The organism is Pseudomonas sp. CROZ-RG-20F-R04-15, assembly GCF_022662375.1.
GTDB lineage: Bacteria > Pseudomonadota > Gammaproteobacteria > Pseudomonadales > Pseudomonadaceae > Aquipseudomonas.
Window position 1 is genome coordinate 1 of the sequence record NZ_JAKNQL010000009.1, and the last position, 25,247, is coordinate 25,247.

Below are 25,247 nucleotides of genomic sequence, written 5' to 3' on the forward strand. Positions count from 1 at the left end.
GGAGAGGGCTAGGGTGAGGGCAACAATTTCGAGTCGGAAAAACATTTCAAGAACAGCGCACACTCACTCTGAAGCTATTCATTGCAGCAAACTCAAGGCAAGCTCGGTCTACCCCTATTCACGGAACGGGCAGGAGGCTTCAGATGGTGCAGTTGTGTTCGATCGAACAGGCAGTGGACGACGTGCTGGCGCGCTTGCCGGCACACATCCACATGGGCATGCCGCTGGGCCTGGGCAAACCCAATCACTTCGTCAACGCGCTGTACCGACGGATCAAAGACCTGCCCGAGCGGCAACTGACGATCTACACCGCGCTGTGCCTTGGCCGGCCGAGTCTGGGTGACGGTTTGCAGAAGCGCTTTATCGAACCCTTCGTCGAGCGCGTCTTCGGTGACTACCCGGAATTCGATTTCCTCGCCGACCTGCAGCGTGACAGCCTGCCCGCCAACATCCGTATCGAACAGTTTTTCATGCAGCCCGGCAGCCTGCTCAACAGCGCGCCGGCCCAGCAGGATTACGTCAGCAGCAATTACAGCCACGCCGCCCGCGACATCAACGCCGCCGGCCTGAACCTGGTGGCGCAATTGCTCGCCAGCAGCAGCGAACATCCGGATCGCCTGAGCCTGAGCTGCAACCCGGACATCACCCTCGACCTGTTGCCGATGATCGCCAAGCGTCGCGAAGCCGGGGAGACTATTTTGCTGGTCGGCCAGGTACACACCGATCTGCCGTACATGCCCGGCGATGCCGAGGTCGATATCGACACCTTCGACCTGCTGATCGACGCGAAGGACAGCAGCACACTGTTTTCCACGCCGAACATGCCGGTGGGGTTTCAGGATCATTTCATTGGTGTGCACGCGAGTACGCTAGTGCGCGACGGCGGCACGTTGCAGATCGGCATCGGCTCGATGGGTGATGCGCTGACTGCCGCACTGCTCGCACGACAGGCGGATAATGCCGGTTATAAGGCGTTGCTCGACGACATCAACCTCAGCCAATGGGCGCAGTTGATCAACCGCGAAGGCGGCACCGGGCCGTTCGCCAAAGGCCTGTACGGTTGCAGCGAAATGTTCGTCAACGGCCTGCTGGTACTGGCGGATGCCGGGATCATTCGGCGCAAGGTCTACCCCGACGTGCAGACTCAGGAACAGGCCAACGCCGGCACCCTCGACGAGGCCGCGCAAACTGACGGCATCTCGGTGCACGGCGGTTTCTTCCTCGGCCCGCGCAGCTTCTACGAGCGCCTGCGCGAGTTACCGCAGAGCAAACGCCTCGAATTCAACATGACCCGCATCAGTTACATCAACGAGCTCTACGGGCAGGAAGAACTCAAGCGTTTACAGCGCCTCGACGCGCGATTCATCAACACCGTTTTCACCATGACCCTGCTTGGCGCTGGCGTGGCGGATCAACTGGAAGATGGCCGAGTACTCAGCGGTGTCGGCGGGCAGTACAACTTCGTCGCGCAGGGTCACGCGCTGCACGATGCGCGTTCGATTCTGATCCTGCGCAGCTGGCGCGAATCCGGTGGCGACGTCAATTCCAACATCGTCTGGGAATACGGCCACTGTACGATTCCACGGCATCTGCGCGATATCGTTGTCACCGAGTACGGCATTGCCGATCTGCGCGGTAAATCCGACGCGGTGGTGATCGAATCGCTGCTGAACATCAGCGACTCGCGCTTCCAACAGGGCCTGATCGAGCAAGCGCAAAAAGTCGGCAAGCTGCCAAAGGATTTCCGTCTCGACCCACGCTTTGCCGACAACACACCACAGCGTTTGCAAGCGATCGCCGCACGGCATCCGAACCTGTTTCCGGAGTATCCGCTGGGCTGTGATTTCACCGCGATTGAGCGGGATCTGCTGCGCGCGCTGAACTGGCTGAAAAGCAAATTCAAACTCACCGAAATCCTCGAACTCGGCAAAGCCGCCCTCGACGCCCCCGAAGCATCGCTCTACCCCGAACACCTTGAGCGCATGCAACTCACAAACCCGGAAGGCCTGAAAGAAGACCTCTTCCAGCGCCTGCTCCTCACAGGTTTGAAGGCCACCGCGCAGTAACAAACGACAAAAAAACCTGTGGGAGCGAGCTTGCTCGCGAAAGCGGTTAGTCAGTCACTGAAGAGGGGACTGATCCGACACCTTCGCGAGCAAGCTCGCTCCCACAGGTATTGCGGTGAGCTTGCGGCTTTCAGCGTTTATTCGATGAAGGTGACCACGCCGCCAGTCAGCGATTTCACCCGGGCCAGCGATTCAACGCGATAGCCCTGCGAATCCAGCTCGGCGCGACCGCCCTGGAACGACTTCTCGATCACGATGCCCAGACCGGCAACGGTCGCGCCGGCCTGTTTGATGATCGAGATCAGCGCTTGCGAGGCCTTACCGTTGGCCAGGAAGTCGTCGATGATCAGCACGCGGTCGCTGCTGGTCAGGTGGCGCGGGGAGATGGCCACGGTGCTTTCGGTCTTTTTGGTGAACGAGTACACGGTCGCCGACAGCAGGTTTTCAGTCAGGGTCAGGGACTGTTGCTTGCGGGCGAAGATCACTGGCACGCCGAGGTTCAGACCGGTCATGATCGCCGGGGCGATGCCCGAGGCTTCGATGGTGACGATCTTGGTGATGCCCGAGTCCTTGAACAGCGTGGCGAATTCGTCGCCGATCAGCTTCATCAGGGCCGGGTCGATCTGGTGGTTCAGGAAGGCGTCGACCTTCAGGACCTGGTCGGAAAGCACAATGCCTTGTTCGCGGATTTTCTGCTGCAATGCTTCCATGAAGCTGTCCTCTTTTGGCGCTTGGTGCGCCGAAGGTCTAGTAAAAAAAGTGGTCAATTCTAGCGCTTTAACATCGCGCGTATATCAGCCAATGCGCTGTTGCCGCGCACGACTTTGACTTCGGTCGGGGTGTCGTCGTTGCCTTCCCAGGCCAGATCGTCCGGCGGCAGCTCATCGAGGAAGCGGCTCGGCGCGCAGTCGATGATCTCGCCGTACTGCTTGCGCTTGGCGGCGAAGGTGAAGGCCAGGGTCTGGCGCGCGCGGGTGATGCCCACGTAGGCCAGGCGGCGTTCTTCTTCGATGGTGTCGGCTTCGATGCTGGAGCGGTGCGGGAGGATTTCTTCTTCCATGCCCATGATGAACACGTAGGGGAATTCCAGACCCTTGGATGCATGCAGGGTCATCATTTGCACGCCCTCGGCGCCGTCTTCCTCTTCCTGCTGACGTTCGAGCATGTCGCGCAGAACCAGTTTGCCGATGGCGTCCTCGACGGTCATTTCGCCTTCTTCGTCCTTTTCGAGGGTGTTTTTCAACGCCTCGATCAGGAACCAGACGTTGCTCATGCGGTAATCGGCGGCTTTATCGCTGGAGCTGTTGGTACGCAGCCAGTTCTCGTAGTCGATGTCCATGACCATGCTGCGCAGCGCCGAGATCGGATCTTCGCCGGCGCACTGCTCGCGCACCTTGTCCATGAAGCGCTTGAAGCGCGACAGGCGATCGGTGAAGCGGCTGTCCAGATGCTCACCCAGACCGATTTCGTCGGTGGCGGCGTACATCGAGATCTTGCGTTCGGTGGCGTAGTTGCCGAGTTTTTCCAGGGTGGTCGAGCCGATTTCGCGGCGCGGCACGTTGATCACCCGCAGGAAGGCGTTGTCGTCGTCCGGGTTGACGATCAGGCGGAAGTAGGCCATCAGGTCTTTCACTTCCTGACGGCCGAAGAAGCTGTTGCCGCCGCTCAGGCGGTACGGCACCTGATGGTGCTGCAACTTCAGCTCGATCAGCTTGGCCTGATAGTTACCGCGATAAAGGATCGCGAAATCGCTGTACGGGCGGTCGGTGCGCAAGTGCAGGCTGAGGATTTCCATGGCCACGCGCTCGGCTTCGGCGTCCTCGTTGCGGCAGCGGATTACGCGGATCTCGTCGCCGTGGCCCATCTCGCTCCACAGCTGTTTTTCGAATTCGTGCGGGTTGTTCGAGATCAGCACGTTGGCGCAGCGCAGGATGCGACTCGTCGAGCGGTAGTTCTGCTCGAGCATCACCACTTTCAGCGATGGGTAGTCGTCCTTGAGCAGCATCAGGTTTTCCGGCCGCGCGCCGCGCCAGGCGTAGATCGACTGGTCATCGTCGCCCACCACAGTGAACTGGTTGCGCTTGCCGATAAGCATTTTCACCAGCAAATACTGGCTGGCGTTGGTGTCCTGGTATTCGTCGACGAGCAGGTAACGGACCTTGTTCTGCCACTTTTCGAGAATGTCGGCGTGTTCTTCGAAGAGTTTTACCGGCAGCAGAATCAAGTCGTCGAAGTCCACTGCGTTAAACGCCTTCAGCGTGCGCTGATAGTGGGTGTAGACGATGGCGGCAGTCTGTTCCTTGGGATTACGCGCGTTCTCCAGTGCCTGAGGCGGCAGGATCAGGTCGTTTTTCCAGGCGCCGATCATGTTCTTGATCTCGTCGACGCCGTCTTCGCCCGCGTATTCCTTCTGCATGATGTCGGTCATCAAGGCTTTGACGTCGGTCTCGTCAAAGATCGAAAAACCGGGTTTGTAGCCCAGGCGCGCATGTTCCTTGCGGATGATGTTGAGACCGAGGTTGTGGAAGGTGCAGACGGTCAGGCCGCGTCCTTCGCCGGCCCGCAACAGGGTGCCGACCCGCTCTTTCATCTCGCGCGCAGCCTTGTTGGTAAAGGTCATGGCGACGATGTACTGGGCGCGGATGCCACAGTTCTGGATCAGGTGCGCGATTTTGCGCGTGATCACGCTGGTCTTGCCGGAGCCAGCACCGGCGAGCACCAATAGAGGGCCGCCGACGTAGTTCACGGCTTCTTGCTGCCGGGGATTGAGTCGGGACATACGAAAATTCGGGAGTCGTTGACGAAATGGGCCGGCATTTTAACAGGCTCAGAGAATTGTGCTGCTCTCTCCGACTTGTGACGTACCGCGCGATTCAAATTTGCCGGTTTTGTTACTTTCGCGGAGGATGCGCGGTGATTTTGCGGCTAATGTTCTCATTCGTGACACAAAATAACGTTTTGATAACCGTTGTCATTTGGTCATTGAACATCGCAACGGCATAATGCCCCGCCCACATCTTTGCAGAGTCTAGGGAGCTAGCTTGTCTACGCCTGTCGAACCCTTGCGTTTGCTGCTACTGGCCGAAGAGCCAGCGTGGACAGCGTTATTGCGTGAGTGTCTGGCTCCGATGGGGAGCGCGGCGGTGCTGATCAGCGCGCCGAGCTGGGAGTCGGTCAGCAGTTTGTTCGAAGACAACCGCCACGCGGTGCTGTTGACCCTTCCTGCGTTGCAACCGGCACCCGGCCGCTGCAGCCTGCCGACGGTATTGCTGCTGGAACACGAACCGGACACCGCGCCGGTTGGCGTCAGTGACTGGCTGGTGTTCGACGCCCTCGACGCCGGCATGCTGCGCCGCTGCCTGCGCCATGTGCGCGAACGCGGCGTTCTCGAAAACACCCTGCAACGCCTCGCCGAGCAGGATCCGCTGACCGGCATCGCCAACCGTCAGGGTTTCCAGACCTTGCTTGCTGCGCGCCTCGCGGAAAACGACGGTCGCGGCCTGGCCCTCGGGCATCTAGATCTCGACAACTTCCGCCACGCCAACGACGCCCTCGGTCATCAGGCCGGCGATCGCTTGATCCTGCAAGTGGTCGCACGGCTGAAAAGTCAGCTGGAGGCCGGCGATCAGCTGGCGCGGCTGGGCAGCGATGAATTCGCTTTGCTGATCGACACTCGCCGTGCACCGCAGCGCGCCGAGTGGATGGCCGAACGCATCACCGAAGCTTTGTCCGAACCGTATTGGGTCGATGGCGAGAGTCTGCTGATCGGTTCCAGCCTCGGCATCGCCCACGCCCGCGCGCAGGGCGGCGCTGACCCGCTGATGTGGCATGCACACATCGCCATGCAGCAGGCCAAGAGCACCCAGGGCTGCACTTTTCATATCTTCAACGAACGGATCAACCGCAACGCGCGGAGCATGGCTGACCTCGAAAGCGAGTTGCGTCGGGCATTGCGTCGCGATGAGCTGGAATTGCATTACCAGCCACGCCTGAATCTTGAGGACGGTCAAATTGTCGGCCTCGAAGCCTTGGTGCGCTGGCGCCATGGCGAACGTGGTTTGCTGCCGCCAAGCGAATTCGTGCCGTTGGCCGAGCAGAGCGGCTTGATTGTGCCGCTGGGTTACTGGGTGATTTCCCGGGCTTTGCGTGACATGCAGGCGTTGCGTGAGCGTGGTCTGCCGGCGCTGCACATGGCGATCAACCTGTCGTTCCGCCAGTTTCAGGACAGCCAGTTGTTGCCGACGCTCAGCCGCTTGATTGCCGAGCGCGGTGTCGAAGCGCAGTGGCTGGAATTCGAACTGACCGAAACCGCGGTAATGCGTCGTAGCGATCTGGTCAAACAGACCATGGACGCCCTCGGCCGCCTCGGTGTGCGTTTCTCGCTGGATGATTTCGGTACCGGTTTCTCGTCGTTCGTGCACCTCAACAGCCTGCCGATCACCTTGCTGAAGATCGACAAGAGCTTTGTCGGTGGCATGGAGCAGCGCGAAGAGAATCGCAAACTGGTGCACGCGATGATCAATCTCGCGCACAACCTGCATCTGGAAGTGGTGGCGGAGGGGGTTGAAACTCCGGAGCAACTGGAACTGCTGCGCGGGTTTGGTTGCGATCAGGTGCAGGGTTATCTGATCAGCCGGCCGTTGCCGTTGGCGGAACTGGTTGAATATCTCACCTTCGGCTCAAGCCAGCAGTCAGCTCTCGAAATCGTGAGCTGAACACATAACCCTGTGGGAGCGAGCTTGCTCGCGAAGGCGGCGACACATTCAATATACATGTGTCAGGTGCACCGCTTTCGCGAGCAAGCTCGCTCCCACAGGGGAACTTCATTCAGGCTGAGGGATATTGAAGCCTTTAGATTGCGGCTCCAGCCGAATCATCCGCTTCATCTTCCATTCAAACGCCAGCGTCAAACTCACCGCCGCACATGCCAGCCCCAACGCCAATCCCCACCAGACACCCGTCGGCCCCCAGTTCAAATGGAACGCCATCCACCACGCCGCCGGCGCACCAATCAGCCAATAGCAGGCGAGCCCGACCAGAAACGTGGTCTTGGCATCCTTGAGCCCTCGAATGCAGCCCATGGCAATCGTCTGCGTGCCGTCGAACAACTCGAACCACGCTGCCACCGCCAGCAGGCTCACCGCGAGGCGAATCACCTCGGCAAACGCCGGATTGTTGTGATCGAGAAACAACCCGACCAACTGATTTGGCAGCAACCAGAACACCATCGCAAACCCCAGCATCACCACGGCGCCGAAGACGATCCCGACCCGTCCGGACATCCGCGCATCACTCAGTTGCCCGGCGCCGTAATGCTGGCCGACGCGCATGGTGATCGCGTACGACATCCCCGCCGGCACCATGAATGCCACCGAAACAATCTGCAGGGCAATCTGGTGCGCGCCCAACTGCGTGCTGCCCATGGTGCCCATGCACAACGCCGCAAATGCGAACAAACCGACTTCCACCGCGTAGGTGCCGCCGATTGGCAGGCCGAGGCGCCACAACTCCTTCAGGTACTGCCGGTTCGGCCGTGACAGGCCCGCGCGCAGCGGATAAGCGTCATACGCCGGATGCCGGCGGATGTGCCACGCCAACGCGAGTGCCATGCAATTGGCGACGATCGCCGTGACCAGTCCGATGCCCGTCAGACCCATTTTCGGCAGACCGAACATGCCGGTGATCAACGCGTAATTGAGCAGGAAGTTGGCCACGGTGCCAGCGAGGCTGATGACCATCACCGGCGTCGCCCGGCCGATGGCACTAGTGAAACCGCGCAAAGCCATGAAGCTCAAGTAACCGGGCAGGGCGAAGGGCAGGGCGATCAGAAATTGCCCGGCAGCGTTGACGTTGGTTTCGGTCTGGCCGAACAGCAGCAACACCGGTTTCAGGTTCCACAGCAGCAAGCCGGCGCCCAGCGCCATCAGCCACGCGAGCCACAAACCGGCCTGAGTCAGTCGCGCTGCACCAATAATGTCGCCGGCACCCTTGCGAATTGCCACCAGCGTGCCGACCGCCGCAATCACGCCAATGCAGAAAATCGACACAAATGAATAACTCGCCGCACCGAGACCGCCACCGGCCAACGCTTCCGGACTGAGGCGCGCCATCATCAGGGTGTCAGTCAGCACCATCAGCATGTGCGCCAACTGTGAAGCGATCAACGGCCCTGCCAGCCGCAGAATGGCCCAGAGTTCGGTACGCACAGGATGCTGCATGGTCATCACCACTCAATTTTCAGAGGGAACAGGAGACCGTCGATTCTCAGGCCTTGGCAGGCTTTGCACAAAGGGATAAAAAGGATGGGTGGCATGATTAAAACTCATCTTGAGCGGATTTTGTCAGACTGGCTGCATCCCGCTATAGGAGCTTTCTGTATGTCTCGTCGTCTTCCTCCCTTATATGCCCTGCGCGCATTTGAAGCGGCGGCGCGACATAGCTCGTTCACCCGTGCGGCGGAAGAGTTGTCGATCACCCAGAGTGCGGTCAGTCGGCATATTCGAACCCTGGAAGATCATTCGCTTGTCGGCTATTCCATCGCAGCGGGCGCAATCTGCAATTGACCGAAGCGGCCCGCTTACTGTTGCCCGGAATCCGCGAAGGCTTCACTGCTCTGGAACGAGCCTGCAATACCTTGCGTGCCGAAGACGACATTCTGCGCATGAAGGCGCCGTCGACCTTGACCATGCGCTGGCTGTTGGCGCGGCTCAGTCGCTTCCGTCACTTGCAGCCGGGCAACGAAGTGCAACTGACCAGCGCCTGGATGGATGTCGATTCGGTGGACTTCAACGATGAGCCGTTCGATTGCGCTGTGCTGCTGAGTGACGGGCATTTTCCGCCGGACTGGGAGGCCAGCCTGTTATTTCCTGAAGAGCTGATCCCGGTGGGTGCGCCGAACCTGCTCAACGATCAACCTTGGGATCTGGCCCGGCTGGCGTCCACCGAATTGCTCCATCCGACCCCGGATCGTCGTGACTGGCGCAGTTGGCTGGAGCACATGGGACTGTCCGATCAGGTCTCGCTCAAGGGCGGACAGGTGTTCGATACCCTCGAGTTAGGGATGATCGCAGCGGCGCGCGGCTACGGTGTATCGATGGGCGATCTGTTGATGGTCGCCGAGGACGTGGCGCAAGAACGCCTGAGCCTGCCGTGGCCAACGGCGGTCGCCAGCGGACTGAATTATTACCTGGTGTGGCCAAAAACCCGTCCGGGAGGTGAACGTTTGCGCCGCCTCAGTGACTTTCTGCAAGGCGAAGTCCGCGCCATGGAGCTGCCGGCGGTTGCGCGCTTGAGCTGAAACGTTCGAGCCGCCACAATGCCGGCCTTGCGCCATACCCACGTTGCGCGCTCAAGTATTCGGTTCTACCGCCGACTATGAGCAAGTGGAACCGTCGTGCCGGTCTCCACGATTCACCCCCACTATTAGAAAATTATCCGAGTCGAGATCAAGGAGGATCCCGTGGCTCGGCCAGGAGCTGTCCATGTCTCAACCTCGCGCTCGGATCGCCTCGCAGCTGGGCCTCGCGCTCGCTGTGATACTGGCGATAGTTATCAGTGGCAGTACGGTGTTCGCCCTGCGTTCGCTGGATTCCGCCAACCTCGCCACCCGTGAAGAGCATCTGGCCAGTGAGGCACGGCTGCTGGCCGACCAACTGAGCACCTTTCACGGCACGCTGCGTGAAAGCACCCAGCGTCTGAGCGGGTTGTTCGAAAAGCGTTTCAGCGCGGGTCTGAGCATTCACCCGAGTGAGCCGGTGACAGTCGCCGGCACCCAGACCCCGGGCCTGCACCTGGGCAGCGAAGTGTTGAACAACAACTTCAAGGAAGTCGACGAGTTCAAGCAAATGACCGCCGGTGTTGCCACGCTGTTCGTGCGCAGCGGCGAAGACTTCGTGCGGGTCAGCACCTCGCTGACCAAACAGGACGGCACGCGCGCCATCGGCACCTTGCTGGACCACGCGCACCCGGCCTACGCGAAGCTGATGGCAGGACAAAGTTACGTCGGTCGAGCCTTGTTGTTCGAGCGCTCCTACATGACTCAGTACACGCCGGTGCGTGACGGCAGCGGCAAGGTGATTGCGGTGTTGTTCGTTGGCTTCGATTACACCGACGCGCAAAACGCCCAGTTCGACAACCTCAAGCGTTTCCGCATCGGTCAGACCGGCTCGCTGGCGCTGCTCGACGAGCAGAGCAAATGGCTGGTCGCGCCAGCCGGTGTACAGGCGCTGGATCAGTCGATTCCAGTGATTACTGGTCTGGCCAAGACGCCGGGCAAAGGTCAGTTCTGGGCTGACAAATCCGAGGATTTCTACAGCGTTGCTGTGCCGTTCGACGGCGGGCCGTGGTCGGTGGTGGCGAGCATGCCGAAAACCGAGATCCGTGCAGTGACCTGGAGCGTCGGTACGCAACTGGCCATTGGCAGTCTGTTGGCGATGCTGTTGGCGGTGGGTTCCGTTGTGTGGTTGCTGCGCAGCAAGCTGGCACCATTGAGCGATCTGGTGCGTCAGGCGGAAGCCTTGGGTGCCGGCGATTTGAGCGTGCGCCTGAACGTGTCGAGCAACGACGAAATCGGTCAGTTGTCGCGCGCGTTTAACCAGATGAGTCAGGCGCTGTCGACCATGGTCGAGCACATCCGCCGCTCTTCGGAAGAGGTCAACAGCCGTGCGCAGGCCCTGTCCGGTTTGTCCGGCGGTGCCTACGAAGGCATGGAGCAGCAGTCCGGCGAAATCACCAGCATGGCGGGTGCAGTGGAAGAGTTCAGCGCGACCTCGTTGAACATCGCCGACAACATGGGCGCAACCCAGCGTCTGGCGCAGGAAAACGCCAAGCAAACGCAGATTGGTCGCAGCTCGATGGAAGAAGCGTCGTCGTCGCTGGAGCAAATTGCTGGCGCCCTGAACAGCACCGCCACCGTGATCAACACCCTCGGTCAGCGCTCTCAGGAAATCGGCGGCATCGTTGGCGTGATTACTTCGATTGCCGAACAGACCAACCTGTTGGCACTCAACGCCGCGATCGAAGCCGCCCGTGCCGGTGAGCAGGGTCGTGGCTTTGCCGTGGTGGCCGATGAGGTGCGTAGCCTGGCCTCGCGCACTCGTCAGGCGACTGATGAAATTTCCAGCATGATCCACAGCATCCAGCAGGAAACCGGCAACGCGATCAGCACCATGGAGCAGGGCAATGTGCTGATGCAGGAAGGCTTGTCGCGCAACGCCAATGTAGCTTCGGCGCTGGCGCGGATTGACGAGCAGAGCCGTTCGGCGGGGCAGCAGTTTGCGGCGATTACCACCGCGACTCAGGAGCAGAGCAGCACTGCGACGTTGCTCAGCAGTAACCTGCAAAGCATTGCGTTGGCTAACAGTGAGCAGCGTGAGGTTGTTTCGAACCTGGCTGTTACCGCGAAAGAGCTTGAAAAGCTGGCGGCGGATTTGCGTTCCGAGGTTGATCGATTCCGTTGATACAGCCTTGATATAGCTTTCGCGAGCAGGCTCGCTCCCACAGTGTCCGATGCGAATCACAGATTTTGTGAAGACCCGGATCCCCCGTGGGAGCGAGCCTGCTCGCGATTGCATCACTGAAGATCCTCGGCAGAACATGCAATCTGTCGATCTAATACACTTGCTGAAACGTTTCCGCAGCGCTATAAAAATGGCACAACTCCAATAAAGGCTGCTGCCATGACCCCGCTCAAACTCGCCGTCGCCCTCGGCGCATTTACTGCTGCTTCCCACGCCATGGCCTGGGATTACGTCCTTCTCGACACCAACAAGCCCGCGCAAAACTGGACGATCACCAGTGAGCAACTCGGCGTGAAAACCGACAAACCCTTCTCCGTAAGCCTGCGCACCTTGCACGGTGGGCGGCAGGAAGGCGTCAGCATTGTTGATATCGATAACGGCACGATGAAACTCTCGGTGGTGCCAACCCGTGGCATGAATGTCTTGCAGGCCTCTGTCGGCAACGTGCGTATGGGTTGGGATTCGCCGGTCAAGGACGTGGTCAACCCGGCCTTCATCGAGCTCAACGGACGCGGTGGGCTGGGTTGGCTGGAAGGCTTCAATGAGCTGGTCGCCCGCTGCGGTTACGAATGGGTCGGCCATCCCGGCATCGATAATGGTGAGCTGCTGACCTTGCACGGCCGCGCCGCCAACATCCCGGCCAGTACCGTCACGCTGCTCATCGACGAAAAGCCACCGTACGCCATCAGTCTGCGCGGCGAGCTGAAAGAGCAAGCCTTCAAGAAAGTCGACTTTTCGGTGGTCACGGAACTGGTCACCGAGCCTGGCAGCGTGCGCTTTGCACTCAACGATACGCTGACCAACAACAGCGACTATCCAAAGGAATACCAGGCGCTGTACCACAGCAACTTCAGTACGCCGTTCCTCGAGCAGGGCGCGCGTTTTGCTGCACCGGTCAAACAGGTCTCGCCTTTCAACGACAAGGCCAAGGGTGATCTGGCCGACTGGCAGACCTATCGCGCGCCGACCAAGGACTACGACGAAACCGTCTACAACGTCGTGCCTTACGCCGACGCCAAAGGCGAAACCCTGACTGTTCTGCATAACAAGGCGGGCAGCCTCGGTGTTTCTGTTGGCTTCAATACCCAGCAGTTGCCGGTGTTCTCCCTGTGGAAAAACACTGACACTCAAGGCCAGGGCTATGTCACCGGGCTGGAGCCGGGCACCAGTTTTTCCTACAACCGCCGCTATCAGCGTCCACTGAATCTGGTGCCGACCATCGCACCCAAAGAACACAAACAGTTCCAGATCAGCTACAGCCTGCTTTCGGACAAAGGCGCTGTGGATAACGCCTTGAAGCGCGTGACCGAGATTCAGGCCGGGCGCGAGACCGAAGTGCGGCAGACGCCGCTGGTTGATCTGACCGAGCATTAAGGTGTCGCCGGCCGATATTGCAGCGCCTCGGCCAAGTGTTCGCGTTTGATTGCATCGACTTGCTCAAGGTCTGCCAGGGTTCGGGCGACTTTGAGTAGGCGATGCGCTGAACGCAGCGATAGCGTCAGCCGTTCACAGGCTGATTCCAGCCATTTCTCATCGGTTGTGGATAACTTGCAGTGTTTTTTCAGTCCTGGCAGATCGAGAAACGCGTTGGCGCAGCCTTGACGCTTTTGCTGTCGCTCGCGAGCCTCGGCTACCAATGCTGCGGCGCTGGCGCTGTCCTCGCCGGGCTTAATCGCAGGATTCAGAGCCGTCGCTTCCCGCGCCACCGTCAGGTGCAGATCAATCCGATCCAGCAACGGCCCCGATAGCTTGTTGCGATAGCGTTGGACCATGTCCGGTGTACACGAGCACTTGCCGCTGGTCTCACCAAGATATCCACAGGGGCAGGGGTTCATTGCTGCGACCAACTGGAAACGTGCCGGAAAGCGCACGCGATCCTTGGCTCGGGCTATCACGATGAAGCCAGACTCCAAGGGCTCACGAAGCACCTCCAGCACCTTGCGATCAAATTCCGGCAACTCATCGAGAAACAGCACGCCATGGTGGGCGAGGGTAATCTCACCGGGTTGCGGTTTCGAACTGCTGTCGGCTTTCGAAATAGCTGCGAAAGGACTAGGCTAGAGGTCTCATAACACCGTCTCTCTCTACTGAAATTGCTGCGAATAATTACCGAAATAACTGCGACAGGATTGAGAATGTCTACAAATAGCTGCGACCAGCCAAAACAGGTTCGACGTATCAAACCTACGAGACGCAGTGTCTCGGGTGTTATGCCATTTCGAGGTGCGGGCGGGATTCCCTTTGAATCTCTTCTCGAGCGAGATTTTCTGAAGCGAATGAGGTTTTCTCATCGAGTTTCATCGGTGGTCGCCCAGCCGGTGAGAATCGATTTTATTGATCCACACGGTCGACCTCAGACTTACACTCCCGACTTCTTGGTGTACTACCACCAAGGGGGACATAGCCATGTCGATTACATCAAGCCAATGCTTGTTGAAGTGAAACCTGCGTATCTCTGGCGTGAGCATTGGCGAGCTTGGTCCGGGAAGTGGAAGGCCGCTCGGCGTTATGCCAGCGAACAGGGGTGGTCATTCAGCATCTACGACGAATCCCGAATTCGTGGCCTGCCGCTGGAGAACATCATTTTTCTCGAACGCTTCGAGCGAATGACGTTTGATCGCGAAGACATCGACATGGTGCTCAACACTCTGCAAGAGACAGAGATCTCTCCCGTGCATTATTTGCTAGCGCGGCACTTCAACGGCATTTATCGGGAAAGAGGTGTTTCACTTCTTTGGCACCTCATCGCAACTGGCCGAGTCGAGTGCGACATTACTGAACCTCTCGATCAGTTCATTGAGTTGTGGGTACCTCACTTATGAACATCTACGAAATTGATACCGATGAGCATTTGATCCCTTTCGAGCCGTCCAGATCGCGCGTAGCAATTGAGGTCGGCGCGATGGTGCGTCGTGACAAGGCTATCTACCGAATCCTTCAAATATTGGGGTTCGATACAGTCATCGGTGTGGAGGTAGAAACCGGTGTAAGTGCTTCGTTGCGGGTGCCGGAACTTCGGGCTGTCGAGCAAGAAAGAATTGATGGGCTCTACGTCAATCATGATGTAGCGACCATCAACTCTGACGACTGGGCCGTCGCGCAGCAGCGCTTCTCGGCAATAAGCCCTCTAATCAACGAGACCGTCAATCCTAGGTACACCGTAGAAGCGCGGGCGAAAGAGGTTGGGGTTGATACTGCCACGCTGTACCGGTGGCTGGAGCGCTACCAGAACTGGAACGAAATTCTCGCCTTGGTTCCGCGCAAGCGTGGCTGGAAAAGTGGGGCAACGAGGCTGACGATTGAAGCTGAGAAGATCATTCAGGATGTGATCGACGATCACTATCTCAAGTCTCAAAGACCGAGCATTCAATCGACCATCGCGGAAGTGGCGATGCGCGCCAAAGCTCAAGGTATTACCCCTCCAGGTGCCTCCGCGATCCGTGCTCGAATTGCCAAAATTCCCGAAAAGCAGGTTCTTAGAAAGCGTGGTTTTGCTGATCAGGCTCGTAACAGGTACACACCGTCTGTGGGCAAGTTTCCGGGGGCTGACTATCCGCTTGCGGTCATCCAGATTGACCATACCCCTATCGACCTGATTGTCGTTGATGATCTTCATCGCAAACCCATCGGCCGCTTATGGCTCACAGTTGCCATCGATGTGCATTCCCGAATGATCGTTGGCTACTATCTGGCACTTGAGGAACCATCGGAAATCTCCGTCGGCATGTGTATCGCTCACGCGGTGCTGCCGAAGGAGGACTGGCTCAACGTTCACCAGGTAGAGGGTGATTGGCCAGTATGGGGCTTTCCGCGAGTCGTTCACTCCGATAATGGGCCGGACTTTCGCGCGGAGAACGTTCGGCGTTCTTGCTCGAATTACAACATCGAGAACGTCTTTCGCCCGGTCAAAGTTCCTAAATATGGTGGGCATATCGAACGGTTGCTCGGAACGTTCATGCGCATGTTGCACGAGCTACCTGGCACAACGTTCAGCAACACGAGTGACCGAGACGGGTACGATTCGGATAAGAACGCGACGTTGACGATGGGCGAGTTCGAGAGATGGTTAGTACGGGCCATCCTCCGCTACCACCAGAGTCCTCATTCAGCTATTTACATGAGTCCAGCCCGAAAGTGGCAGCTGGGCTTCTTTGGGAATCGCGAGCTTGACCCGCTTGTCAGTGTTCCGCCGCGCCCAGATGATGCGCTAACGGTGCAGCTGGACTTCCTGCCATCTTTTCATCGTACCGTACAGACCTACGGCGTCCAGATCGACGTGTTCTATTACTCCGAGGCCTTGCGACACTGGATCAACACCACTGATCCTGAAACTGGCCTAGCGAGGAAATTCATTTTCCGGCGAGATCCGCGTGACATAAGTGTCATTTGGTTCTTCGACCCATTACTTAAGCAATATTTTCGCGTTCCAGTCGCAAACCAGGCTTTCCCTGCAGCTACCGTTTGGGAGTTCAGGGCCGCTAAGAAAAAGGCGGTGGACGAGGGGCGAGAGAGCATCGACGAAGCGACGATATCCAGACTAATAATGGAGAATCGTGAGCTGGTGAAAAGTGCCTCTCAGATGACCAAAAAAGCACGTAGGGATGCCCAGAAGCTCAAGGTGCACGGGAAAAACGTTACTCCTGCATCCCCCAAGAGATCTGTAGCCCAAGTTGTCGCGGATTTGCCCGCATCGCCAGACGGCCTACTGCTCGATGACGTTGAATTGATCGGTGACATTTCATGAGTGAGTACGCGCATCTTCTGCCGGATTTTCGACCGGTTCTTCAGCTCTCAGATCGTGAGCGTATTTTGTTCATGGGTGAGCCACGCTGGATTGGTTATGGAGCCGCTCATAATATCCTGGAGAACCTCGGTTACTTGTTCGATATGCCCAAGCGACCCCGCATGCAAAATCTGCTGATTGTCGGCGATTCTAACAACGGCAAAACAACGATCGTGCGCCAGTTCATGAAGACTCACGGTGAAGGCTACGTCAACGAAAATGCCGATCCAGTGCGGCCCGTGATCCTTGCCGAAGCACCGGCATCCGCCGATGAAAAGGACTTTTATATCGCATTATTGGATCGCCTTTGGATGCCGTATCGAACGACGGACTCCAAGGTTTCATTGCGCTATCAGGTCTTCCATTCCTTTCGCGAGCTGAACGTGCGGATGCTGATCATCGATGAAATCCATTCGCTTTTAACCGGCTCTGCGATCAAGCAACGAGAGGTCATGAATGCCATCAAAGCCCTGTGTAACGAGCTGGCTATTCCAGTGGTTGGTGTAGGAACACCTGATGCCGTCAGGGTGCTCCATCATGATCCGCAACATGCCAGTCGATTTGACGTGGTCAAACTGAATCTTTGGAAGCTCAACCCTGACTTCCAACGGTTGTTGAAGGCCTTTGAAGCCATCCTGCCACTTAAGCGTGCTTCGGAGTTGTACAAGGCGGACAAGGCGCAGTTGATCCATTCGATTTCCGGTGGCAACACAGGCGACATTCATCGCCTGTTGGTCGAGTGTGCAAAGGAGGCAATAGTTTCGGGTAAGGAGCACATAGACAGAGAGCTGATCGAGAGTAAGTCGTGGCTGCGTCCTACACGTGGCATCCGGGAGCTGATGGGGTAGCGCCTGTATGGCCACTTTCTCAATCACTAATTGCGGACGAGTTGCTGTCTTCGTGGCTGGTGCGCGTCGCACTGGCCCACGGCTACTCACCCAGGAACTTGGCGTCCGTGGTGTGGCCGGCATTTCGAATCTGGACTCAGGATTTTGATCGTGGGATCGAGCTTCGAAGGTTGGAAGTGCTCGCTGCATACACTGGGATTACAGCAACCACATTGCAGTGTTCAACACTGGATCGAGTCGCGAAGTTGCTGGTCAATGACCCTTCGAAGCGGACTGGTGTCTGGCCGTGGGTGCTTGTACTAGGTTGTCGTAGTAGGTTTCATGCCGGCGGGCTCCAGTGTTGCCCCGAGTGCTTCACCCAAGGAAAAGCGTTTTACCGAATTCAATGGCGATTGGCTTGGCACACGAGTTGTCCCATCCACAACGTCGGCTTGATCGACTGTTGCCAGCGATGTCACTCTCCTTTGCAGCCGGGCCTACTGCAGGCGAGCGAACTTATGGGGCAATGTCACGCCTGTGGTGCCTTGCTCGGAGCATGCGCTCGAGTGGCGGCTCTGCCAGACGCGCTTGCTATTCAGCAGTACGCGGATCAATTGGTCACAGCGCCTGGATCATTCGGAAATATCACTCTGGATTTCACACAGTGGATGCGGGTGGCGCGTGCGATGATTAGCTTGTTGCAAGTTACTGCCCGACAACGTTCGCAAACACTACTGCTATTTTGCAAAAACCTAGGTGTGGATACGACATCCCTAACACCCGCATCGCTGGGCTTACCGTTCGAATATTTAGCACAGCCCGAACGTGCCAAATTGCTTGGGGGAGCTTGGGCGCTGATGACCGCTGGGCCAGACATATTCATCCACGAGGCCAAACGACTTGCCTTACCTTTGTATGCCCTTCATGTTCCTCCCCATGGAGCACCGGACATCTTGATCCGCATGGCGAGCGCGTTGAAAGTCCACTCCCCGCATCTGGCTAGTCAGCGTAACGATGATCATCCTCGCACGCAGATGGAGGTGTTACGCATGTGGTTGCGATTGACGAGAAGGATGAGACGAAATGGCCTCTGACCAGGCGAGCACCACTCCGACGTGCTGTGACTGCGGCAGGGCAATGCTTAAGGCGAAGAAGGTTCATGAGGGCCAGCGCTATTGTGCGACCTGCTACCCGCGCTTGTTCAAGCGACGGATGTGCGCCGGCTGTGGAAATTTCGCAAGGTTACCCATATTCGATCTATCCGCTCGATGCGGTGGTTGCGCGCGTAATCGTCCTTGCGTGCGCTGTCAGAAGGTCGAATTCAAGATTGGCCTGATGACTCAGTATGGCCCGGCGTGTAAGGCATGCGCGCGATATTTTAGAGTGCCGGCACCTTGCGAGGTCTGCGGCAAATTTTCACGGCAACTGGCTCAGAATCAAATAACGGGTTTGCGTTCTTGTCCGAAGTGCAGCGGTCCCGACGCTGCTACGTGCCCTAGTTGCCGCCGCCATCGAGTTCTGGTGGAAAGTGCGCAGGGAGAGAAACTTTGTAAACCGTGCAGCTACGAGGGGACGCGGCCTTGTGGCACATGTGGCACTGACATGCCGGCGGGTCGAGGCCATGAGTGTGAGCACTGTTACTGGCGGCGTACGCTTAGAAGTCGTATGGCAATAGATCAGCAGGGTTTCGCTTCTCCTGAGGTAGGCGCGTTGTTTGTGAGCTTTGGCGAATGGCTTGAGCGCGAGATGGATGTAAAGAAAGCGGCGGCCAGGGTGCATACTTACTTCGACTTCTTTAGCCAGATCGATCATCTATGGGGTCGTATTCCTTCCTACGAAGCTCTGCTCGAGCACTTCCATGCCGGTGGCTTGCGTAGGGCTGAAGTACCCATGCGGTGGCTTGTAGAGGCTCATGGGGTACGCGCAACTGCTGATGCTCGCGAAGCACACTCGGAACAGCGCCGATTGGATGAGTTGCTATCTCAAGTTACAGGGCAATGGGAAAGCGATGTGTTGACCAAGTATCACCGCGCCTTGATCGCCAAGCTGAGTCAACACGACGTCCAGTTGCGTTCAGTCCGGCTGGCTATTCGTTCGGCGGTAAATTTTTTGAACCAGGTACAACTGACCGGTGGGGCATTACCCACCCAGCGTACGCTTGAGTCTTTTTGGCGACATTGGCCTGGGCAAGTAGCGGCGGTGACAGGCTTTATCAACTTTCTCAACAAGACTCTCAATCTGAAGCTGGATCCGCGACCAAATGAGAAGTGGCTGAAAGCTGCTAAGCGTCACAAGTCCGAAAGAGAGCTGATCGATCTTTTCAAAAATCGTTATGAGGTCAGAGACTTTGAGGTGAAGTGGATAGTCAAAGGATTGGCCTATTTTCATGGTATTAGACGAGCGGACCGCAAGTCGTTGGACTTTCGCCCAGCCTCATTCCGCGAGGTGGCAGGATTCGAAGTAGACTTTGCGGGCAGCACACTCTGGGTGCCGTCTGCTGAGAGTTACGGATCAACGCACGTTGATGCTGAAACGTTAGGGGAAGCGACCTTGCTCATTGCAGGCTCAGGAGATCGCCCGCGGTGATTTGCTGGCGATTGCCATCGCCTAGCAGAACATACACCGTGTTCTTGGTGATAAAAAAACCGTTATCGTCATAGCTTTGTTGGAAAGAGCTACGAACCCAGTCCCCAGCGGAAAAGCGTCCACGACTGTCATGTACTACATGTAGTGCATATAGAAGTACTGGCTTCAAACCACGGGACAGAAGGATATCCCGCTCTTCTTCGGTGATTTCCAGGTCGAGTATCGCCCAGTCTTTCACAAGACAGAATGAGTGATGCGCAAATTTCCCGTGCGCCACTATGGCAGCCTCATCGGCCGACAAGTTGCAGCCTTTGACTGTCTGCCGGTCTATCCCAATAAGCTTTTCAAGTCTTCCGAGATCCATTGGCGAGGTACTCCCGAGAATTGGCCGTGTGCTTCTGCATGCCTATGTGCGCGCAAATACGAACAATAGCTACTGAAAGATTGATGATGGAAGTGACGATCCAGGTTGTCAAAAGGCTAAATCGGTAGTTCTTTTGCTTGAAGGGCAGCGGTGAGCTGTTCTGTAGGCTTGCTAGCAAGTACCGCAACGACTGATGGCAACATTGATCCCTTTAACCGTCGGTCGACACCTTCTCGCCTCTCATTGACATCATCGTCAGATATGACGATGCTTGAGTGCATGAGATATCCAGGCGGGAAAGGCAAGTGCTACCAGCACTTGATCAACCTGATGCCACCGCATCAGACCTATATTGAGTCGCACCTTGGCGGCGGCGCGGTCATGCGCAACAAGAAACCTGCGCAGCGCAGCATCGGGATAGACCTCGATGCGAAGGTCATTGACCGTTGGCACGCGGAGCTGCCAGGGGTATGTGAGCTTAAAAAAACCGATGCGTTGGGGTTTCTAGAAAACTTTGAGTTTACTGGGGACGAGCTGGTTTACGTTGACCCTCCCTATGTGCCGCACACACGCCGAAGGGCCAAGGTCTACCGTTGCGACTACTCAGAGGCCGATCATGTACGGCTGTTGCACCTGCTTAAAACACTGCCCTGCAAAGTGATGCTTTCTGGCTACGACAACGAACTCTACGACGAGCAGTTGGTGGGTTGGCACAAAGTGAAATTCCAAGCCAAAACTCACGTGGATGTACGCGAGGAGGTGGTGTGGATGAATTTTGAACCACCTGCACGTTTGCATGACTCTAGATACATGGGAGCAACATTTCGCGATCGGCAAACCATTCAGCGTCGTCAGGCGCGGTTACGAGATCGTATCGACAGCATGAGTGCAGCAGAGCGCTATGATTTGCTGCAATGGATGCAGGAACAATACGGTGACGCCGAGGAGGCAGCCTGATGCAGCTGGGCGCGATTTTCATGGACCACGTGGTCTTCAATGTCGAGTTGCCTATGCCAGACTCGGAAGTGATTCCGGGTGTTCCGTGGGGTGCAATCGAAGCTTTTCCGACACCCGCGTATTGGGCGTATCAGGTCTACGCCCGACGGCTGCAAGGTGAGCGCATCAACTACAAACTGGGTGCGACTCTGAAAGAAGAAGTGGGTGCATGCCTCTTGGGAGGTCACGGCATTCCTGCCAGTGTTGGGCTTGCAGCCTTCCACCATGTCAAAGCGCGTGGGGCATTTGGAGATCGGCCACCTTCAGAGGAAGCGCTACTGGAATGGCTCAAGGAGCCAATATCGGTGGAGGATCGGACGGTTCGTTACCGGTTTGCCAAACAGAAGGCGCGTTACCTAGCTGCAGCACTGCACAAACTGGCAACCGAGTATCCCCCGCTGAGTACGGGGCGAGCCCTACGAGATTGGCTGCTGGACATTCCCGGCATCGGTTACAAGACGGCTTCATGGGTGGCGCGCAACTGGCTGGACGCAGACGATGTCGCCATTCTCGACATTCATATTCTGCGCGCAGGTCTGTTGGGCAAGTTCTTTGAACAGAGTCTGACTGTTGAGCGCCATTATCTGGAGTTAGAGGAGCAGTTCATCCAATTCAGCAAAGGATTGGGTGTGCGAGCATCTGAACTGGACGCGCTGATCTGGCTAGAAATGATGTCTTCCTCGGCGACGGTCCACAGCATCATGGGCATGGGGCAGACTTCACCTGAACGACGTTCACGGGGCAAGCCCAAGAAAAGCCAAGCCGACGCCAACCAGTTGACTTTCCTCAGCTAGGGCGCTGGCCCATGGCTCGCCAGTGATGCCCAGTGGGCAGAAATTCAGCCCCAAGCCGCACGCAGCAAGCGCCATTGTCGCTACCTGTGCGCCGGCATCTCTCCAGATCAAACTGCACCCTTCCTGATATTTCGCCAAGGCTTTGCCAGGCTCAGCCAGAAATAAGATCAGAGTGGCGTGTGGTGCGTTGAGAAGTTGCTGGCTGTGCTCCCAGAGTCCTTCAAATGCCTTTGGTGCAGTAGTCAACTCGGCGAGGAAATGCCCTCTAGGTTCATACAGCCACCAGCGCTCGTCATGGGGTCGCTTGATGACTAGGTGTATGGGATGGATTGCCCCCGCCGATGGTGAGGCGCGGTACTCAAGCTCGAAACCCAGATCGGACGGCCACGACTCATAAGTGCGACAGGCGTACCAGAGAAAATCAGCTAGCCCCGCGTCCTCAAGAGCCGCGAACTGACGTACTGTCCTTCTCTGCTGAAGTGCTTCAAGTACTGCCGGCGAAGCTACAGGTAACCCCGCTGGCAGATGCTGGATCTTTCCTGTGACCCACCGAAACGGTTTATAGAGATCGTGGGGGTGCTTGGGAAATGGATTACCCAGATCGATCCAAGTCATATCCGACCTCTTCGAACACCTCAAAGTACTTGTTACAGCCACGACAATTGCCACAAGGAACGTCGGCTTTATGGCAGCTATGCGCCCATGCCAGATAGCCTGAGGGAATACCTGATGCGCGAACAAGCTCTTGCGTGGAGAGCTTTATGGCTGGAGCCTCAATGCGCATGCCACCTTCCTGAAGTGACATCAGTTGGCTGATCGCGTTCACGAACTCGGGTGTTCCGTCTCGGTGGGATCCGTCCGACTTCACAGTTCCCAACCATAGATGCGTCACGTCGTACGAAATGGCTTTCATCGCTGCCAAAGTAATTAGCATCTGATTGCGGTATGGCCACCAGTCTGAGGCAGGGGCCAAACCATCTGCCGTAGTACCGGCCATGTCACCTGAGCCGAGGCTACGACAGTCAATCTCCAGAACGTAATGCTCAATGCCCAAGCGTTCACAAATAGCTTTGGATGCGGCGATCTCGGCATTCGCTGCCAACTGACCGTAATTGAGGGTAAATGCCAGATCAGGGCGTTTCCACCAGGCTAGTGACAACGAGTCCATGCCCCCTGAAAGCAAAAGTGCGATCTTCATAGCTTGATCGCCTCCCAGACCGTCTGATAAATCGATGACACGTAGTCATCACAGATCAGGCAGTCCGACCCTTCCATCATTTTCTTGTCTTGGGCTGACTCGTTCTCCGAGTACAGCACTACAGGTTTGTTTAGAGCCCTGGCGTAACCGATCTCATAGATCGTGCCTGAATCCAGTCCATCGCCAATGGCAAACAACAGATCGCAGTCTCGGATTGCCTGAATATCCAACTCAACGACGTCTTCAGCCGAGCCAAGCCCTACGTCGTGATAGGGGGAGAAAACCCGCAGTCCCATCGCTTGTAGATCGTTTAGCGCTTCGCGGATCATCCAGAGTTGAGCCAAGGTAAAAAACGGGCCTGCCAAATACACTTGTGGTCTGAAACCGTTGCGGTAGCGATCTGAGGCGACCAGCGCTTCAGGTGTATAGCCGCTGAGTTGCTTGGGCGTAGGATATCCCTGGGTCTCGCAATAAAAAGCGGTGGCCTTGGACGCTATTGCAGCAGCTTCAGTGGCGTTGTGGCCCTGCTCTAGCCAGGCGTATGCAAAATGGGCGGCAAAGGTGTCGCCTGAACCGATCTTCCAGACACGCTTCGTTTGGTAAGCCGGCACGGCGGTGATCGCCCCGTGCTCATACACCAGCGCACCCAACGGCCCCATCTTGATGATGACTACTTCCGCGCCTTCTTTTTGCGCAAGCAGGGCTGCCAGCTTTTCCACAGGCAAATCGCAATCACATAGCTGTTGTGCTTCGTGGCGATTCAGGACAAGTGCCAGATGTTTGGCCTTCGAACCGTTGGCGCTAAAAAACTCGGGATTGTCTGCGCTCTGTGGGTCGTAAACCGCGTAGTCGGCATCTACTACTACAGTGCCTTCGATCATGCCAAATCGAAGAACACGGGGGGCTGCAACCTGAATGCTGATAGCAGGATCGGCATGACGATAAGCAATCTGCGGGGTAGCCAGGCCATGGGTGTAATCGAACGATACGCTTTGGGGCACATCCGTAGGCACCAGAGTGAAACCTTCGAGTGCTGCGCGGTTGTTCATGATGAACAACGACTGGCTATCCAGAGGGCTGTGCAGCTCCACATCACCCCCAAAACGAGAAATCGCCGTGGCAGCCCTGCCTGCGGACCCGTAGTACTCTTGCCAGCTCGGGCGTAGACAACGCTCCCTGTACACACCACCTGCGACGGTAATCATAAAGCGCTCCTTGCTTCACTTGACGGGATAGATGAGGACTCGTACTTGGCCGTTGTTGATAGCGAGTACTCTGGCGGCGTACATGTAACCTTCACTCATGCAGATACGCAGCCGTTGGAGGCGCGGGTCTGCGATTCCGCCGGCGATGTGGCCACGCCAGAGTGCATGCACAACGGACTGACCGTTCTGTTCCCCAGATACGATGTCCAGGATGTCGTTGACATGCAACTGATCCACAATCTCTTCCTTGGGGGATGCCAACTGCGCACTAAACGACAGCTGATCACACACCTCAGGCGTTTCAATCGTTGGGCCTTGGGGGCCTCCAGTACCGGACATGAGCATTTCCTTTTGCTAGGCGAGGGTCATAGCAATATCACGAGGTGATATCCAATTGCTATCGGTCTCACCACTTGATTTGGCCAACTGATACTTCGCCTTAGTGAGGAAATATCAGATCTTTTCGCAACATTGTTCCGGCGATAGCGGCGGGCTTGAAGTCCACAATGCCGGCTTCTCCTAATGGCCCGGTCGCCTGCAATGGCGGTTCGAGAGCGTAGGTTTGTCCCGTGCTGCTGAGCTGAATTTCATTGAAATAGATATCTCGAGTGTCGTTGACCTTGGCGACTTGGCGCCCGAACAAGCGACTGCCTTTCGGAATGGTGATGTTCTCGAAGTTGTCGTAGACGTTCTGGTAAACCATTGCCGATACTTGATCAGGATCGACACGCTCCAGCGTCAGATTGATGAAGGTTCCCTGCGTCAGTTCATACGGTTGAGGTTGGTGTAATTGAGCTTTGATCGCCGTGTCATTGACCAGTTGCTGAGCCGAGGCAGAACCCGAAAGAATCAGCGCCTGAACCATTGCCAATACGGCAGTCAGCTTTTTAAAACGCATAGTTATCTCCAG

The 25,247-nt window shown here is 57.0% G+C and carries 19 protein-coding genes and 2 pseudogenes; 11 read left to right on the forward strand and 10 right to left on the reverse strand.

Annotated features, from left to right (window positions below):
* The first annotated feature begins 143 nt into the window (after positions 1-143).
* Positions 144-2,066, forward strand: coding sequence for an acetyl-CoA hydrolase/transferase C-terminal domain-containing protein (locus tag L8H52_RS14800; protein ID WP_242207657.1), 1,923 nt, complete (start codon positions 144-146; stop codon positions 2,064-2,066).
* Between the two features lie 137 nt (positions 2,067-2,203).
* Here L8H52_RS14800 and L8H52_RS14805 read toward each other — a convergent pair whose 3' ends face one another.
* Both L8H52_RS14805 and rep read right to left on the reverse strand, forming a co-directional pair.
* Positions 2,204-2,776, reverse strand: a complete 573-nt coding sequence (locus L8H52_RS14805; protein WP_064116416.1) for a xanthine phosphoribosyltransferase — start codon at positions 2,774-2,776, stop codon at positions 2,204-2,206.
* Between the two features lie 59 nt (positions 2,777-2,835).
* Complete coding sequence (gene rep / locus L8H52_RS14810; RefSeq protein WP_064116415.1) at positions 2,836-4,845, reverse strand: DNA helicase Rep; 2,010 nt, start codon at positions 4,843-4,845, stop codon at positions 2,836-2,838.
* A 262-nt stretch (positions 4,846-5,107) separates the two neighbouring features.
* Between rep and L8H52_RS14815 the strand changes: the two genes are divergently transcribed.
* A complete protein-coding gene (locus L8H52_RS14815; protein ID WP_242207658.1) occupies positions 5,108-6,781 on the forward strand; it encodes a bifunctional diguanylate cyclase/phosphodiesterase in 1,674 nt (557 codons plus the stop codon).
* Between the two features lie 108 nt (positions 6,782-6,889).
* Here the strand turns inward: L8H52_RS14815 and L8H52_RS14820 are convergent, their stop codons facing one another.
* The gene (locus L8H52_RS14820; RefSeq protein WP_242207659.1) at positions 6,890-8,284 is read right to left on the reverse strand and encodes a NorM family multidrug efflux MATE transporter; all 1,395 of its coding nucleotides are present in this window, start codon (positions 8,282-8,284) and stop codon (positions 6,890-6,892) included.
* A gap of 159 nt (positions 8,285-8,443) precedes the next feature.
* Between L8H52_RS14820 and L8H52_RS14825 the strand changes: the two are divergent.
* The 3 genes and pseudogenes from L8H52_RS14825 (at position 8,444) to L8H52_RS14835 (ending at position 12,958) form a co-directional block, all read left to right on the forward strand.
* Positions 8,444-9,363 (forward strand): annotated as a pseudogene (locus L8H52_RS14825) (LysR substrate-binding domain-containing protein).
* Between the two features lie 184 nt (positions 9,364-9,547).
* Entirely contained in the window at positions 9,548-11,524 is a 1,977-nt protein-coding gene (locus tag L8H52_RS14830; protein WP_242207660.1) for a methyl-accepting chemotaxis protein, read from the forward strand.
* Between the two features lie 219 nt (positions 11,525-11,743).
* Entirely contained in the window at positions 11,744-12,958 is a 1,215-nt protein-coding gene (locus L8H52_RS14835; protein ID WP_242207661.1) for an aldose 1-epimerase family protein, read from the forward strand.
* Here L8H52_RS14835 and L8H52_RS14840 read toward each other — a convergent pair.
* Positions 12,955-13,602, reverse strand: a pseudogene (locus tag L8H52_RS14840) (ATP-binding protein); the annotation flags it as partial. The gene L8H52_RS14835 and the pseudogene L8H52_RS14840 overlap by 4 nt on opposite strands.
* Positions 13,603-13,860: 258 nt before the next feature.
* Between L8H52_RS14840 and L8H52_RS14845 the strand changes: the two are divergent.
* From L8H52_RS14845 to L8H52_RS14860, 4 genes are all read left to right on the forward strand, one after another.
* Positions 13,861-14,406, forward strand: a complete 546-nt coding sequence (locus tag L8H52_RS14845; protein ID WP_123441965.1) for a TnsA endonuclease N-terminal domain-containing protein — start codon at positions 13,861-13,863, stop codon at positions 14,404-14,406.
* Positions 14,403-16,328, forward strand: coding sequence for a DDE-type integrase/transposase/recombinase (locus tag L8H52_RS14850; RefSeq protein WP_242207663.1), 1,926 nt, complete (start codon positions 14,403-14,405; stop codon positions 16,326-16,328). The genes L8H52_RS14845 and L8H52_RS14850 overlap by 4 nt, the downstream gene beginning before the upstream one ends.
* Entirely contained in the window at positions 16,325-17,215 is an 891-nt protein-coding gene (locus tag L8H52_RS14855; RefSeq protein ID WP_093429684.1) for a TniB family NTP-binding protein, read from the forward strand. The genes L8H52_RS14850 and L8H52_RS14855 overlap by 4 nt, the downstream gene beginning before the upstream one ends.
* 1,644 nt (positions 17,216-18,859) lie before the next feature.
* A complete protein-coding gene (locus tag L8H52_RS14860) occupies positions 18,860-19,780 on the forward strand; it encodes a hypothetical protein (protein ID WP_242207664.1) in 921 nt (306 codons plus the stop codon).
* Here L8H52_RS14860 and L8H52_RS14865 read toward each other — a convergent pair.
* The gene (locus tag L8H52_RS14865) at positions 19,749-20,144 is read right to left on the reverse strand and encodes a hypothetical protein (RefSeq protein WP_242207665.1); all 396 of its coding nucleotides are present in this window, start codon (positions 20,142-20,144) and stop codon (positions 19,749-19,751) included. The genes L8H52_RS14860 and L8H52_RS14865 overlap by 32 nt on opposite strands.
* 318 nt (positions 20,145-20,462) lie before the next feature.
* Between L8H52_RS14865 and L8H52_RS14870 the strand changes: the two genes are divergently transcribed.
* Both L8H52_RS14870 and L8H52_RS14875 read left to right on the forward strand, forming a co-directional pair.
* Positions 20,463-21,101, forward strand: a complete 639-nt coding sequence (locus L8H52_RS14870) for a DNA adenine methylase (protein ID WP_224790805.1) — start codon at positions 20,463-20,465, stop codon at positions 21,099-21,101.
* Positions 21,101-21,934 carry an 8-oxoguanine DNA glycosylase gene (locus tag L8H52_RS14875; protein WP_150647545.1) on the forward strand — a complete coding sequence of 278 codons (834 nt, stop codon included), beginning with the start codon at positions 21,101-21,103 and terminating at the stop codon, positions 21,932-21,934. The genes L8H52_RS14870 and L8H52_RS14875 overlap by 1 nt, the downstream gene beginning before the upstream one ends.
* Here L8H52_RS14875 and L8H52_RS14880 read toward each other — a convergent pair.
* The 5 genes from L8H52_RS14880 to L8H52_RS14900 form a co-directional block, all read right to left on the reverse strand.
* On the reverse strand, positions 21,875-22,549 hold the full coding sequence (locus L8H52_RS14880; protein WP_150647546.1) for a nitroreductase family protein: 675 nt from the start codon (positions 22,547-22,549) through the stop codon (positions 21,875-21,877). The genes L8H52_RS14875 and L8H52_RS14880 overlap by 60 nt on opposite strands.
* Entirely contained in the window at positions 22,527-23,132 is a 606-nt protein-coding gene (locus tag L8H52_RS14885; protein WP_093429690.1) for a 7-cyano-7-deazaguanine synthase, read from the reverse strand. Before L8H52_RS14885 ends, L8H52_RS14880 begins: the two co-directional genes overlap by 23 nt.
* The gene (locus L8H52_RS14890; RefSeq protein WP_242207666.1) at positions 23,129-24,337 is read right to left on the reverse strand and encodes a PfkB family carbohydrate kinase; all 1,209 of its coding nucleotides are present in this window, start codon (positions 24,335-24,337) and stop codon (positions 23,129-23,131) included. The genes L8H52_RS14885 and L8H52_RS14890 overlap by 4 nt, the downstream gene beginning before the upstream one ends.
* Before the next feature lie 15 nt (positions 24,338-24,352).
* Complete coding sequence (locus L8H52_RS14895) at positions 24,353-24,676, reverse strand: hypothetical protein (protein WP_242207667.1); 324 nt, start codon at positions 24,674-24,676, stop codon at positions 24,353-24,355.
* 100 nt (positions 24,677-24,776) lie between these two features.
* Complete coding sequence (locus L8H52_RS14900; RefSeq protein WP_242207668.1) at positions 24,777-25,235, reverse strand: hypothetical protein; 459 nt, start codon at positions 25,233-25,235, stop codon at positions 24,777-24,779.
* Positions 25,236-25,247 lie beyond the last annotated feature (12 nt).